This window comes from Mucilaginibacter sp., from assembly GCF_028288205.1.
Classification (GTDB): Bacteria; Bacteroidota; Bacteroidia; order Sphingobacteriales; family Sphingobacteriaceae; genus Mucilaginibacter.
Genome location: NZ_JAQBOD010000048.1, coordinates 116,053 through 131,554, shown reverse-complemented (window position 1 = coordinate 131,554; position 15,502 = coordinate 116,053). Strand labels below are relative to the sequence as shown.

Below are 15,502 nucleotides of genomic sequence, written 5' to 3'. Positions count from 1 at the left end.
TCTAAAAAAGAAAACCCCGACTTGAACTAAGCCGGGGTTTTCTTTTTTTTAGTTTAAATTATTTTTTATCCTTTGCGTAAGCATCATTCAGTTTTTTAACAACTTCGGCAGTTATATCTAAACTTGGGTCAACATATAATACACTTGGGTTTGATTTTGAATAAGTTAAAATTGCTTTATATCCTTTTTCTTTAGCATAAGCTTTGGCAAATTCGGTTAATTTATCATAAAGCTTGCCGGTTTCGGTGCCCTGCTCATTTTGAAACTCTGCACCGGCTCTTTGCTGATACTGATCAAACTCCTGTTTTTCACGTTGCAGGCGCTGCTCGGTAGCCTGGCGCTTATCAGCAGGCATTGTTGCCGCATTTTTTTGATATTCAACAACTTCACGCTTAAATGCTTCTTCTTTTGAAGCAACATCTGATTGTGCACTTTTGCCTTTATCCTGCAGGCGTTTGCTCATATCTTTTGCATATTCATATTTACTTAATAAAGTATCAGACTGTACGTATACAGTTGTTTCTGTACCCGGCGAAGCTGCTGTAGTTGTTGTAGCCGGCGCATTACCTGCTTTATTGTTATTACAGGCTGCCATGCTACCGGCGATTAATAAACCTAAAACGGTTTTTGTAAAAATAGAACCCGAAGTTTTCATTTAAATTGGTTTGTTTTTTTGATGATAATGATGAGATTTCACTATAAAAACCAGGCATCATTTTTAATATTTTTTTTCACAAAGATAAACTTTCATAACAAGTATCCTAATCATTTGGGCTGCTTGTTCATATCGGGTCATTTTTATCAACAATAGCAAATATTTGCGGCAAAATGCGTACTTTTGTGAGTTATTTTTTTAACCCAATATGAGCGAAGAAAATCAGGACAAATCGAATTACTCAGCAGATAATATACAGGTTTTAGAAGGTTTAGAAGCGGTGCGTAAGCGCCCCTCCATGTACATTGGCGATACAGGTGTTAAGGGCCTGCACCATTTAGTATATGAAGTTGTAGATAACTCTATAGATGAGGCGCTTGCCGGCTATTGCGATACCATAAATGTTACTATTCATAAAGGCAACTCAATTACCGTTGTTGATAATGGCCGTGGTATTCCTACAGGCATTACCACTAAGGAGCAAGTATCGGCATTACAAATTGTAATGACCGTTTTACATGCGGGTGGTAAGTTTGATAAGGATACTTATAAAGTATCGGGCGGTTTGCATGGTGTGGGTGTAAGTTGCGTTAACGCGCTTTCCATCCATATGAAAACTGTTGTTGAGCGCGACGGCAAAATATTTACCCAGGAGTATTCACAAGGAAAACCATTGTTTGAGGTAAAAGAGATAGGTTTATCAGACCGTACAGGTACCACACAAACTTTCCAGCCCGATCCGGAGATATTTACTTTAACTACAGAATATAAATATGATACACTGGCTGCCCGTTTACGCGAGCTGGCCTATCTAAATAAAGGTATCCGTTTAACTTTAACGGATGAACGTGACGCCAATGAGGATGGAACTTTCCCGGTAGAAGAATTTTATTCGACCGGCGGCTTAAGCGAGTTTGTTAAGTTTTTAGATGGTACCCGTACCTCAATTATACCTGAGCCAATTTATCTGGACGGCATAAAACAAGGTATCCCGGTTGAGCTTGCCCTGCAGTACAATGATACTTATACAGAGAACGTACACTCTTACGTAAATAATATTAATACAATTGAAGGCGGTACACACGTTGCAGGTTTCCGCAGGGGGTTAACCCGTACTTTAAAGAGTTATGCCGATAAAGAAGGCTTGCTGAAAAACATGAAGATAGAAATTACCGGTGATGACTTCCGCGAGGGGTTAACCGCTGTAATTTCTGTAAAAGTGCAGGAGCCGCAATTTGAAGGTCAAACCAAAGGCAAACTGGGCAATAACGAAGTAATGGGCGCGGTTGATATGGCGGTAGGAGAAATTTTAGGTAATTACCTGGAAGAGCACCCTAAAGAGGCCCGGATGATAGTGAACAAGGTTATACTGGCCGCTACGGCCCGTGCGGCTGCCCGTAAGGCGCGCGAAATGGTGCAGCGGAAAAGTGTAATGGGCGGCTCTGGCTTGCCGGGTAAGCTTTCTGATTGCGCTAACAGCGATCCTGCATTGTGTGAATTATATCTTGTCGAAGGTGACTCGGCGGGTGGTACTGCCAAGCAGGGCCGTAACCGCGAGTATCAGGCCATATTACCGCTAAGGGGTAAGATCCTTAACGTGGAGAAAGCCATGGAGCACAAGATATATGAGAATGAAGAAATAAAGAACATGTTTACCGGTCTTGGTGTAAGCCGTGGTACGCCTGATGATGATAAAGCGCTTAATATTACTAAGCTGCGTTATCATAAAATAGTGATCATGACGGATGCGGACGTTGACGGATCGCACATTACTACTTTAATACTTACCTTCTTCTTCCGTTATATGAAGGAGCTGATAGAGGCCGGTTATGTATACATCGCATCGCCGCCATTATACCAGGTTAAAAAAGGTAAAGAGTTTGAATATTGCTGGACCGAAGAACAACGTGATGTAGCAATACAACGTTTAAAAGGTGCCGGTAAAGAAGATAGTGTACACGTGCAACGTTACAAAGGTTTGGGCGAGATGAATGCCGAGCAGTTATGGGAAACTACCATGGACCCTGCCCGTCGCACACTAAAACAAGCCAGTATTGAAAACGCTGCCGAATGCGACCATACCTTCTCCATGCTTATGGGTGATGAGGTTGCACCACGCCGCGCGTTTATCGAGAAGAATGCAAAGTACGCAAGAATAGATACGTAGGATTTCGGAAGTTCGATTTCGGAATTTGTTGAATTTTTAAAGCCGCTTTTTGAGCGGCTTTTTTTGTTTTGTTATCACCACGTCATTGCGAGGAACGAAGTAATCTCTGCACTTGCTAATCAATGTCCTGAATGGTCGTTCCGGCTATCGCTAAATGAAATTTTCTTGTTGAATGTCTGTTGCAGAGATTGCTTTGTTCAATGACGCGCTGTAAAAATTACTTTTAAATTTATATACCTAAGTTTATTATATATATAATTATTTATATGTTTGTTTTATCATGAGCACGAATCCATTATTAAAAGGCACCCTGCATACTATTATTTTAAAGCTACTGGAAGGCAACAACCGGATGTATGGCTATGAGATAACACAAAAAGTTAAGGAAGCATCCGAAGGCGGTATCATGCTTACAGAGGGTGCGCTTTACCCCGCGTTGCATAAACTACAGGCCGAGGGCCTTTTAAAAGCTACTGTGGAGATTGTAGATGGCCGCGCCCGAAAATATTACCAGCTTACCGGGCATGGCGGCAAAGAAGCAACCGATAAAATTAACGAAGCCCAGGCATTTATTGATCAGCTGCAAAATATATTAAACATTAAACCCGCTGTGAAATGAAACCAACAGCCGATCAGCAATTTTTTTTAGGTGAATATTTACGGGAATATTTAGCGTACCGTGAAACGTATGCCGAGTTTTATGACCACATACTAACCGCTTTAGAAGGATATCCTGAAAATATATCTTTTTATACGGCCTTAAATAATATCATAGAGGAAGACTTTGGTGGGCTTGGAAATATACCGGTTATAGAGGCAAGGTATCAGCAGGAAACCTTGGTGGAAATGAAAAAAAGATATTGGAACTATCTGATGGAGTGTTTAAAATTTCCATCAATTAGTATTTTTATAATAAGCTCAATAATAATTTATTGGTTTGTTAAGCAAGCATGGTTCAATTTTTCTTTATTTTTTTGGATAGCTATTGCTATGTCTCTTTTTCAATCAATATTAAATAATATAAGATATATCAGGTTGGGTTATATCGTATGCTTTGGTTACGTGTTTGGTAATTCTAAAAGGTCAGTTAAGGATACTGGATTTACATGGTTAAAATATAGTATCGTGCCATTAATTATCTTATTCGCAGCATTTCAACACATCTTTGCTAATGATATATCTACAGATTGGTTTAAAAAAGCAGGTCCGATTGTTTTAACTATGATTTTTACAGCGTATACAATACACGCCGCTGCCTATTATAAAATATATCGGGATGAATTTAAAATAAGCATTGTATAATTATGAAACCAACCGAGCAACAAAAACTATGGTTACAGGATTACTTATATCATGTAATGCAGTATTGCGAAAACTTATGAAGAGGTTTACGACCAAAATTCAACAAATAATTGATTACCAATCATTTGTTAATTATGTTAACGAATGTTAAATAATAAGAATGATGCTTTTTATCCTTTACATTTAAAAAGCCAATACATAACTAAGTTTAGTAATAAAATCGTTACGTGATTTACTAAGAATTTAGTTATATATTGAACCAACCTAAACCTAAATTATGAAATTCACAACCCTGGCAACCATTGTGCTCTGCCTATGCGTTTTTACCTCCTTTGCGCAAAATTCGTACAGTATAAGAGGTTTTACTGTTGATACAGTTGCCAAAGCTAAATTAACAGCCACCGTTACCTTATTAGATGCAAAAGATTCTATCCTTGTTAAATTCACCCATGCTGCAGATGATGGTTCTTTTGCCATGAACGGCTTACCAGCCGGCAATTATTTATTATTAATTACCTACCCCGACTATGCAGATTATGTAGAAGGCTTTAACATTACACCTGCTAATAAGACGCATAACTTTGGCAATATAAGCATGGGCCTTAAATCGCGGATATTACAGGAGGTAATTATAAAGGGAACGGTAAGTGCTATTAAAATTAAGGGAGATACTACCGAATTTAATGCCAAAGCTTATGTAATACAACCTAACTCGAAGGTAGAGGACCTGCTAAAGCAATTGCCGGGTATGGAGGTTGATAAGGATGGAAAGATAACTTTTCAGGGCGAGAAGATAAGTAAGGTATTGGTTGATGGTGAAGAGTTTTTTGGGGATGACCCTAAACTGGTTACCCAAAATTTGCGCGGCGACATGGTAGATAAAATACAGGTGTATGATAAAAAAAGCGACCAGGCCGCGTTTACCGGGATAGACGATGGGGTAAAAAATAAAGTGCTTAATGTTAAGCTTAAAGAAGATAAAAAGAATGGCACTTTTGGCAAAATTGATGCCGGGCTGGGCACAAATAGGTATAATGAAGTGCAGGCCATGTATAACCGTTTTAAAAATAAAGCCAAATTTTCGGCCTATGCTACTACGGCTAACGATGGTAAACAGGGCCTGGGTTTTCAGGACAACGCAAAGTTAGGCACATCAGGCAGTAACGTGCAGATAAGTGATGACGGTGGAGGCATTAGCATATTTGGCGGACAGGACGACGTAGATGGTGGCTTTGGTACCTATTTTGGTACAGGTGTGCCGTTATCCAGAACTTCGGGCGTACATTATGACAATAAGTGGAATAACGATAAGCAATCCATCAATACCAATTATAAAGCTGGATCGTTAGAAGTTAACACAGATCAGACAACCTTACAGCAGCGTACTTTGGGTAACGATATATCTAATACGGATAACGTTTCTCACTCGCATAATTTTACTTTCAGGCAAAAACTGGATGCCGTTTATTTAACCGCGTTAAGCCCAACCGCCAACCTTAAAATTGACGTTAACGGTACGGATAAAAATACAGATTCGCATAGTAATGGTGTTACTTCTTTATCCGATGGTAATAATACCTTAATAAATAGAAATACCAATACCAATAGCAGTAAAGGCGACCAGCAACTATTTAATGCCAGTGCGTTTTATACCAAGAAATTTAAAACTATTGGCCGTACCTTTTCCTGGAATGTGAATGGTACTTATACCAAAAGCACTTCTACTGCCTATCAATACAATGACATATTTTACACCTCAACAAGTACGGATAGTATAGTTAATCAATATAAACCTACTACACTTATCAGCACGGTATTGAATAGTAACATGACCTACACTGAACCAATAACCAAGAAATTTGCCCTTACTTTTAATTATGGTACCGGGTTAAATAACAGCACATCTGACAGGGAGTCATTCAATAAGTCAACTTCAGGCAATTATGATGTATTTGACCCTGTTTATAGTAATGATTATAAATTTGACCAGTTAACCAATCAATTAGGTGCCGTGTTTAACTATCGTACCGGAACTTCTATTATCACCTTCGGTACCCGTACATCCATTGTAAATTTTAAACAGGTTGATGAGTTTACAGGCATAGCTTATAAAAGAGATTTTGTTAACTGGATGCCGCAGGCAACTTACCAGTATCGCGTATCGCAAACCAAAGTATTTAATGTTAACTATAATGGTAATACGATACAGCCCCAGATAGGACAGTTACAACCCTTAAAAAGCAATGCAAATCCGTTAAATATTTTTGTTGGTAACCCTAACTTAATACCGGCATTTACTAACCGTATCAATGCCCGGTATACAGCCAATTATCCAATAACCAACCAAAACTTTTCAATAAGCGGTAATTTCAACATGACCTCCAACGAGATAAGTAGTAATAGTAGTTATGATATAACAACAGGTAAACAAGTTACACAGTTTATTAATTTAACTAATAAAACTCCTTATAATTATAACTTATCAGTAAATGGAGGTACAAAAATACAGGCTTGGGATATGAATATAAATGCGTCTTTAAATGAGGGTGGTAATGTTTATTATAATTATAATAATGGTATTTTAACTACAACTCATACTAATAATTACAATGCGTCAATTGGGTTTAACAAATATAAGGCCAGCAAATACAGTATCTATTTAAACGGCGGACCTAATTATACCCTGCAAAATATTTCGCCTAATAACAGTAATAATAATAATGCCTTTGGCTATAACTTAAACGGACAGGCAACTATTTATCTACCCGCTAATTATACAATATCGTCAGATATTAGTGATAGGTATACTGGCGCGACAAAAAATCTGCCTGCCAGTAGCCGTACTTTGTGGAACGCATCTTTCGGTAAAATGTTCCTGAAAGAAAAGAATTTAAAATTATCCATAGTAGCAAGTAACCTGCTCAACCAGGATCAAAATACAAGATACTCGGGTTACAGTTACACTACCCAAACCACGTATAACCAAATTCACCGGTATTTGATGTTTACTGTTACTTATGACTTTACAAAATTTGGTACTACTGATACCGCTAAAAAATAACATATCATGAAAGCAATTATTATATTTTTTATTGGCTTATTAACCGGCAGCACGGTTGTGGCCCAGCATGCTAAATTTATAACCACAGGTACTATTGAGTACGACAAAACCATAAACATGTTTGCCATAGCACGTGGCTTGTTAAATAAAAATGATGTATTTAGTAACCAGGCGTTTGAGCAATATCAAAAAAACCAGCCTCAATTTGTAAAGTTTAAGGGTAAATTAATTTTTAATAAAGACAAGACCTTATTTACAACAGAACGACCTATTGAAAATGTGGTAATCTTCCAGGCCAACCCGCTGGCTAACCAGTATAATACCACTTATGTTGATTTTTCATCAGGCATCAGCACGATATTAAGGAGCATACAGGGCCAGGACTTTTTAGTGAAGGATAGTATACGTAAAATAAAATGGCGGATTATGGGTGACACCCGCGAAATTGCCGGCTATACCTGCCGCGAGGCTCATGGTGTTGTGCAAGACTCTATATATGTGGTAGCATTTTACACCGATAAAATATGGGTTAGCGGCGGCCCCGAATCATTTTCGGGTTTACCGGGTATGATATTGCAAGTGACATTACCACGTGAGCATGTAACCTGGGCAGCCACGAAAGTAACTATAGAGCCAGTTCCGGATGCTGCACTAACACCTCCGCAAAAAGGGAAACCAATTTCTAATAAGCAATTAGTAGAGACTTTGCGCGCGGCTTTTAGTGCCAGGGGCTCCACCGGAAAATATCAGCTAAAAATATTTACGCTTTGATAATGATTGAATAAGCGTATACAGGTGTATATGGGTGTATACGGGTGTATACGGTACCGTATACACCTACACTTTGAATTCACTTAGTAATTAAAAAGGATACCCAATAGCCAGGTTAAACACAGCGTTTGATCCATGCCAGCCTGATCCGGTATAGTTTACGCCATCAATAATACCGGTATTATTGGTTTTAGGCTTTAATACCGGGAAACCCATATCGGTACGCAAGATCAATACCGAAAGGTTAAAGCGCAGGCCAAAGCCAACGTCGGCCGCTATTTGGCTCAAAAAGTTTTTACCAAACGCGGCGCCGGGCAGGCCATAATGGGGCCTCATCAGCCATATATTACCGGCATCAACAAACAGCGCGCCTTCTACAATACTGAACAATTTAGGGCGGTACTCTATATTTCCTTCAATCTTGATATCGCCCGATTCATCAGGCAAAAACTGGCTGCCGCTGGTTACCGAACCAGGTGGATAATAAGAGCCGGGGCCAATAGACCTGGCCTGGAAACCGCGTAAACTATTTGGTCCACCGATAAAAAATTGTTGGGTGTAAGGTAAAATGGTAGAGTTGCCATACGGTAACCCAACATCAACCATAAAGCGGGCAGCAACTTTACTGCCGGGCCCTAACTTATGGAAGAAGCGGAACTCGTTTTCCAATTTGATATATTGATCAAATGGGGTACCAAATAGTTTGCTCACCTTACCTTTTAAGGTATCGGCTCCGGTTAATATACCATATACATTACCCGACAGGCTAAGCTTACTCATGTAGTAAATACTATTGATGCGGAAATCCTCGGTCGTATTATCATAAGTATAACTATAACTTGAGCCGAATGTAAATTGGTTATTAATTACATGGGTTAATGTTGGATTGCGCGTTTTACGAATGCTATCCTGGTAAAGCTGGCTAATATTGGCTGCATCAACATACGTTACTTCTAACAAATTAAATACATTTTGCTTATGCAGGTTAGGTTTCCATTGATAACCCCATGAGCCGTTAAATGAATTTAAGGTATAAAGTTGCGAACGGTCAATTAAAGTATATCCTGTTGTCAACACCGTTCTGGGGATAAATGCATTATTTGTTTTAAAATCAAACGGACTTATAAACCGCGGCCATGACATGGATGGTTGTACGCCAAACTGGTAAACATTAAACCCGTTATGATAGCTGCCGAATTGCTTGTCGGTACTGGTAAAAAAAGTAAGTGTGAACAGCTCGCCGCCTTTAAAAGTATTTTTATTTTTAAACGTCAGGTTAAATTGTGTACCGTCATAGTTTGCAGATGTTTGGCGGGCAATTATTTCGGCAGTAAGCGATTTCCGTTTAGATTGTGTTAAAAAGTAATAGATATCCAGCTTGGCCGAGTCGGGCGTAACATCTTCAAAGCGATTTTTAACAAAGCTAAATGGCCCAAGTTCAATAAACCTGTTTAAGCTATTATTATGTGCGGTACGGTTGTACACATCGCCGGGGTGCAGCAACACTGTATTTTTAAATAAAAACGGTCTTACAGATTTTTTTGGGTCGATAACATTATACCAACGATATTTCTCGGCCGAATCTAATTTAAGTGAGGTATCCCTTAATGAATATTTAGGATATACATAAATGTTCCTTATCTGGTATATCCATCGGGCCTGGTCGGGTGTGGTTTCTTTAACCTTTACAAACATATCCACCTGATGATTGGCAATGGTGCTATCGTACCGCATGATCAGGTTGTCGGGCGAAAAATAAAAGAAACCCTTTTCTTTTAAACGGGCATCAATACGTATGCGCTCGGCTTTAATAACATCCAGGTCATACCTGTCGCCAACCTTTAATAAACTTTGTGCAGCCGTGCCGGTAACCGCGGTATCCAGGTCATCCTTTTCTGTCGGGAACACTATTTTACGATAATGATAAGCCGGGCCGGTTTGCGTAGTATATACGGCCTTTGCCACCTTCGAGCCTTTTTTACTTACGGTATCGCCATTTACCTGTGCAACAAAATAACCTTCATTTTGTAACCTGTTTTGTAGTATACTACTGTTTTTTTCCAGGTCGACTGTATTTACCAAAACAGGGGGCTCTCCAAAGTGGGTATTTAAATAGTGCCTTAAGCCGCGTACTTTGTTTGTTCTTGTTTTGTTATATATCCATAACTTATATCGTAACCCTAAAATAGTAGTGTTTGGTTTGGGCCGTAACATGGCCAATAGCTCGGCGTTTAAAGCTTTTGCATCGCTTTTTTTAATATCCTTATCTACAATTTTTACTTGGCTGCCGGTATATAGCTTTTGCCCCGGAGCCAAATATTTGGTTGTGCTGCAGGCGCTTATAAAGGCGACAAATAAAATAATAAGTATATATCTAAGCTTGGTCATAAGTTAATTTGATGGTTGTTGCGCCGGTTTATCTGCAGGCTGCACATCTGCAACGGTTGCATCATGTTGTTTATCGGCTTCTTTCTTTTGCTTGTTTTTTTCTTTTTCTTTTTGCCTGTATTCTTTCAGCATATCCCTGTCTTGTTTAGGCTTTCTCTTAAACAGTTCTAAGAACCGGTTATAAGTAAAAGTTAACGCGAAGGCTACGCCGGTTTCAATTACCTGGCCCTCTACTACAATAAATTCATCACGGCGATAAGCGCGTATCATATAGCGGCCATCTTGTGTTAATTTATAATTTACCGATAGGTTACCCGCAATGCTGGTTGATTTTTGCCCCGGCTGGTTTTGTCCCTCAAGGTTAAAGTTGTTGCCAACTGTAACCGTTAAGCGGTCATTTAAAAATTGTTTAGATAAGCCAACATTCAGATCCGTTCGGTTTTGTTGGACCCCGGTTGAGTAATCAGCCCCCGATGTTACACCAAAGCTTAATTGCACTCCGCCAATAAGATTGCCTGCCAGTTTGTTTAACTGGTCTGACAATAAACCGCTCACGCTATTACGTATAACGCCACTAACACCGGCGCCACCGCCAAGGCTTTGTAAAGGATTATCGCCAATAAAATGGCCCAATACTAACACGCCCAGCACCTGTTTATTCATTTCATTAGGATCTTGCCGTATTTGCGATAGCCGGGTGTTAACGTTGGTAACTACATCCGGCGATACCGTATAGTTACTGTCAGGCAGCACAATATCAAAGCTGATATCCGGTTTCATTAATTCATTCTTTAAGTTAAGGTCAACATTAAATGGTAGTTTTTGCTTATACATGGTGGTGGTTATAGCATCGCCGCCTAACTGATCATTCACCAGATCGATAGGAGGTACATTGGCTACGTATATAGCAGTAAGGTTAATATTCGCGGTGGTTGGGTCGCCCGTCCAGGTTATGGTACTGCCTTTACGGAAATTAAATTTACGCTTCACTGTAGCATAGGCCAGGTTGTATGAACCTTGTTCAACTGTATAAGTGCCGGTAAGGTTTATTTTTCCGCTTGGGTCAATACCGCCATTCAGGCGCGCCTCGCCTTTAAGCTGTACTACATCGCCATTACGTTCATCAACCACTATATTAAAGTTGGCAGCCTTATTTATGATGATTGTTGCATTAACATCCAATCCAACTAAGCTCGTTTTTTTAAGTGAATCAAGCTGCTTGGCCAACATTATAGAATCCAGCTTGGGCGCATTTTCATTAATAACTTCCACAACCCCGGTCCTGTCTTCCAGGCCCGGGTCGTTTTGTGGTAAAACAAAGGTCATATCGGTTTTATCATTAACCGTTAAATTAGCGTCAACCCGTGGCGAGCTCTTTGTGCCGCGTATCTGTATCCGGGTATCTATGTATAATTTACCGTAGAATAATTTATTATTTGCCTGGGTAGAATTTACTACCCTGAAATTTTGCGCGTTTATATCAATACCGAATTTAAAATCGGTAAAGGTTTTGGTGTACAAGGTACCGGTAACAATGGCTTTGTTTCCTGTGGAATCTACCAGCGTAAAATCTCTAAACAATATACCGTCCTCATTAAACGTAATAGTCTCTTTCGGCATGTTGAAATAAGAATTCAGCATAGCCACATTAAAGCCCACCTGGTTAAAATTAACATCGCCGCGTATAACCGGCGCAGTGGTTGTGCCGGTCATTTTTAATTGCCCGCTCAGGGTGCCTTTGGCATTACGGATGCTGCCAAAGCTAAAGCCCTCTATACTTTTCATATTAAGCTGCACTATGTTTAAGTTAAGATCGAACTTGCTTTGGGGGCCGGTATAGTATAAACCATTCAGATCAACCTGGTTGCCTTTGCCGGTTATACTCATGGTAGCGGCATAAGCATTTTGAGCCTGGTTATTTACTTTAAGGACAATATTGCCTACAGTATCGCCTTTAAAGCTAAAATCGGTAATGTTTAGGGCCGATGTAAACTTAGGCGATTTTTGGAAGTCGCTGATATTGGCATCGCCGTTTATTATCCCGCCAACTTGTAAAGAATCCTGCTGGGCCATACGGGTTAAAGTCTCGATATGGAAATTCTGGAAGCTAACTTTAACAGGCGAGTTCATCTGGGCAGATGTGCTGTTAACACTCAATACCTGGTTGATGCTGGTGATGGTAAAATTACGGGCTAAAATACCTTTGCTGCCAAACTGTAAAGCGTTATCAGCATTTACGGCCCAGGGTATATAATTAAACATCACGCCATTTTGCAGGAAGCTAAACTGGTACTCATTTGGCAATACGCTAAATACACCTGCCATGCGATAACGCTCTTTCCGGGTGGCATCACGCACCTGTAAACTGATGTTAAGCTTATTGTTTTGCGCGTTGCCGGTAATGCTTGGGTATAGCAGATCAAGAGAGGATGAAACTTTTACTTCATCAACCGTTAAACTATAATTAAGCGCGTTATTGCCTGTGTTAATATTTAGCTTTCCGTTATTTATAACCTCGGTACCATACACTATTTTCGGCATGGTGCCATTTACTACCAGTTCGCCGGTCGCGCTGTTAAAGCGGCCCGTAATATTAACCGGCTCCAATTGTTTAAGCGTAGGTGCAAATTGGGCAACTAACGGCGTTTTTACAATTCGCGCGGCAAAAGTAAACTGTTGCGGCGAGTAGGTTGGTTTGCCTTTAGGTGCTGCTTTGGCTATATGTGTGTCAAAATATTTGTCTATAACATCTTGCACAGCAGGAGCTATTTGCGTCAGTTTATATTTGCCGCCCATGCGCGCCGTTAAGAACGGAGTTTTTAAACGCAGTGTACTGCTATCCGCATTCGCGGTGGATACCAGGCTGATGGTATCTATTCTGATACGCTGAGCGCTGTCTGTCACTAACAGATCCGTCACCTTAATATTAGCGTTCAGGTAATCCGGGTCGGCAGTGGGTAGATCAGCAATAACCTTTCCATGCAAACGTATGGAAGAAGAAGTAAGATGCAGTTTTTGCAGGTTAATGCTATCCAGTAATAAAGTGGCATTAACAGATGGATACTTTTTATTCATATTAGCTTTAGCATTCAGGCTAAAGTTAATGTTAGGGTCCTTCATGCGCGAGCTAACTACATAATTACCATTGGTAGCAGTGCCGTTAAGTTGCAGGTTTTGATAATTATACCCTTTAATGTAGGCTTTAGCAACATTGCCATCAAACTGCAGGCTGGCCTTTTTGGGGTCAAGCCCTCGCCCTTTAATATTGGCAGATAACGTAACCATGCCCACCATTTGCGGCTGTTTGGTCAACGCGCCAACATTCAGATCATTCGCTTTTATATTGGCCGTATACGTCGCGCCTGTTTTACTGTTACCTTTTTTCATGGCCGCAACCAGATCCATAGCGCCGTAGCTTGAACGAAGATTCAATTTAGTATTAAAATTATTCGTGTTGCCTTTAAAGTTTCCCTTTAAATTCATGCTTGCAGGGATGCTTACAGATGATGGAATGGTGCCGGCAGGAATAAGTTTGGCTATATCGGTTTGGCTGGTATTAAAGTCGAATATGTTTACATCAAAATAGGCCTTATTCATATCAGGCAGGCCCTTTAATTTGGCGGACGCTTTGATGTGGGTATTGCTTAATCCGCGTATGTCCAGCTCAGGAATATTAAGGTTATTTACCTGCCCGGATACTTTCCCGTTAATAGTAAATACCGAGTTTGGCGAATTTTTAAATGGCTCCATACTGCTCATAGTCGGCATCAACAACAACACATCTTTTAAACTTAGTTTGCTGCCATCTAAGTTGGCAATAACACGTAACAGCCCAATGTTTTTAGTGATGGCTGCAATGGATGGGTAGCTAACCTGCACTTGTTTTTGTAACCTGGTTTGCGGTGTTTCAACCAATAGGTCGTTCAGGTAAGCGTTGGTTGGCCCGTAAAAGAAAGCGGTATGGAACTTTCTGATAGATAACCCGCTCTTGTCATTAAAAGTTAACGAATTTATTTTTCCTGAAAGCGTATCCGGGTTATAAGCGATATTCTCTGCCTCTGCATTCAAATTACGGATGTGCATATGCGCAAAATCCAATCCTTTGGCAATTGGTTTTTGTGCATCATTATCATACTTAATATCATCATTAGTAAAGCTGATCTTTGCGAGTGTGGCTGTCCACCCATTTTTGTTTGGGTTAGAAGTTAGCGTGTCTAATTTTTTTATGGTTTTAACCACTGCTTTTTTAACGGTTTGTGGCTTCGCGAAAGTAAGCGCGACTTTAGTGTCATTCAACTCAATGTTTTTTATGCCTACCTTTTGATTTCTCAGGTCTATCTTATCCATCTCCACCAAAAACTTACTCAGATCAACATTGGCAGCCATTTCGCCGCTGCGATAAACCACGTAAACTTTTGATACATCTATGGTTCCCAGGTTAAGTTCCATATTCAACGGTTTAACGGCAGTGTCAATCTTAGCAGCTTGCGCTATTGATGAGCCCGTTGGTGTTTGTATAATGCGCGCGTTAACACCTGACAGGTTGATCTTTGGTATAGTAAACTTCATCTTATCCATATCAAAATCTTTGATACGGGTATCAAAATGGCCAAGCAGGAATTTTACATCATTACCGGTGGTTAGGTCTTTATAGGATATATTTATACGATCGAGGACGATCTTATCCATCGAAAACTTCATGGTCGAAGTTGTATCGGCAGGTTTAACCGCTTTCTTCTGTTCGCCGGTAAAAGCTTTCAGGATATAATCGAAATTGAAAACACTGTCTTTACCGCGGCTTATTTTGGCGGTTACTCCCTGCAGGTTAATTTCGTTGATCTCTACCTTATGATGCAGCAATTGCAACATGCTGATATCAACCTTTAATTTATCGCCGGCTATAAGGGTATCTTTTTTCTGATCTTCGAAATATACACTATCCAAAATCAGCAGTTTGGGCAGGCCTAAACTTATATGGCCTATTTTAACCTTTGTGTGGATTTTATTTTGTAAAAAAACAACGGCCTTGTCTTTCGCGAAGTTTTGAACAGCAGGTATTTGTATTAAAATGACTACAAGCAACACCAGAAAGATGACACTTGCAATTATCCAAAGAATGGTCTTTAAAGCTATGCGTCCAAATCGTCCCAATTTTATA

The 15,502-nt window shown here is 39.9% G+C and carries 8 protein-coding genes; 5 read left to right on the top strand and 3 right to left on the bottom strand.

Features of this window, described 5'->3' with window-relative positions; genetic code table 11:
* Positions 1 to 58: 58 nt before the first annotated feature.
* Positions 59 to 595, bottom strand: a complete 537-nt coding sequence (locus JWR23_RS11450) for an OmpH family outer membrane protein (protein ID WP_299516195.1) — start codon at positions 593 to 595, stop codon at positions 59 to 61.
* A 268-nt stretch (positions 596 to 863) separates the two neighbouring features.
* On the opposite strand from JWR23_RS11450, the gene gyrB reads away from it, so the two are divergent.
* The 5 genes from gyrB to JWR23_RS11425 all read left to right on the top strand — a co-directional run bounded on the left by gyrB (position 864) and on the right by JWR23_RS11425 (position 7,956).
* Positions 864 to 2,822 (top strand): DNA topoisomerase (ATP-hydrolyzing) subunit B, encoded by a 1,959-nt coding sequence (gene gyrB / locus JWR23_RS11445; RefSeq protein ID WP_299516193.1) that lies wholly within the window; start codon positions 864 to 866, stop codon positions 2,820 to 2,822.
* A gap of 280 nt (positions 2,823 to 3,102) precedes the next feature.
* A complete protein-coding gene (locus JWR23_RS11440; RefSeq protein WP_299516191.1) occupies positions 3,103 to 3,441 on the top strand; it encodes a PadR family transcriptional regulator in 339 nt (112 codons plus the stop codon).
* On the top strand, positions 3,438 to 4,124 hold the full coding sequence (locus JWR23_RS11435; protein ID WP_299516190.1) for a hypothetical protein: 687 nt from the start codon (positions 3,438 to 3,440) through the stop codon (positions 4,122 to 4,124). Before JWR23_RS11440 ends, JWR23_RS11435 begins: the two co-directional genes overlap by 4 nt.
* A 277-nt stretch (positions 4,125 to 4,401) precedes the next feature.
* On the top strand, positions 4,402 to 7,185 hold the full coding sequence (locus JWR23_RS11430) for a TonB-dependent receptor (RefSeq protein WP_299516189.1): 2,784 nt from the start codon (positions 4,402 to 4,404) through the stop codon (positions 7,183 to 7,185).
* 6 nt (positions 7,186 to 7,191) lie between these two features.
* Positions 7,192 to 7,956: a GLPGLI family protein gene (locus JWR23_RS11425; protein ID WP_299516188.1), complete on the top strand. Its 765-nt coding sequence runs from the start codon at positions 7,192 to 7,194 to the stop codon at positions 7,954 to 7,956.
* Between the two features lie 90 nt (positions 7,957 to 8,046).
* Here JWR23_RS11425 and JWR23_RS11420 read toward each other — a convergent pair whose 3' ends face one another.
* Together JWR23_RS11420 and JWR23_RS11415 are read right to left on the bottom strand one after the other, a co-directional pair.
* The gene (locus JWR23_RS11420; protein WP_299516187.1) at positions 8,047 to 10,344 is read right to left on the bottom strand and encodes a BamA/TamA family outer membrane protein; all 2,298 of its coding nucleotides are present in this window, start codon (positions 10,342 to 10,344) and stop codon (positions 8,047 to 8,049) included.
* 3 nt (positions 10,345 to 10,347) lie between these two features.
* Positions 10,348 to 15,495, bottom strand: a complete 5,148-nt coding sequence (locus JWR23_RS11415) for a translocation/assembly module TamB domain-containing protein (RefSeq protein ID WP_299516186.1) — start codon at positions 15,493 to 15,495, stop codon at positions 10,348 to 10,350.
* Positions 15,496 to 15,502: the final 7 nt, after the last annotated feature.

Coding starts and splice junctions, on each gene's coding strand:
- JWR23_RS11450 (WP_299516195.1), bottom strand. CDS start 595: ATGGCAGCCTGTAATAACAATAAAGCAGGTAATGCGCCGGCTACAACA.
- gyrB (WP_299516193.1), top strand. CDS start 864: ATGAGCGAAGAAAATCAGGACAAATCGAATTACTCAGCAGATAATATA.
- JWR23_RS11440 (WP_299516191.1), top strand. CDS start 3,103: ATGAGCACGAATCCATTATTAAAAGGCACCCTGCATACTATTATTTTA.
- JWR23_RS11435 (WP_299516190.1), top strand. CDS start 3,438: ATGAAACCAACAGCCGATCAGCAATTTTTTTTAGGTGAATATTTACGG.
- JWR23_RS11430 (WP_299516189.1), top strand. CDS start 4,402: ATGAAATTCACAACCCTGGCAACCATTGTGCTCTGCCTATGCGTTTTT.
- JWR23_RS11425 (WP_299516188.1), top strand. CDS start 7,192: ATGAAAGCAATTATTATATTTTTTATTGGCTTATTAACCGGCAGCACG.
- JWR23_RS11420 (WP_299516187.1), bottom strand. CDS start 10,344: ATGACCAAGCTTAGATATATACTTATTATTTTATTTGTCGCCTTTATA.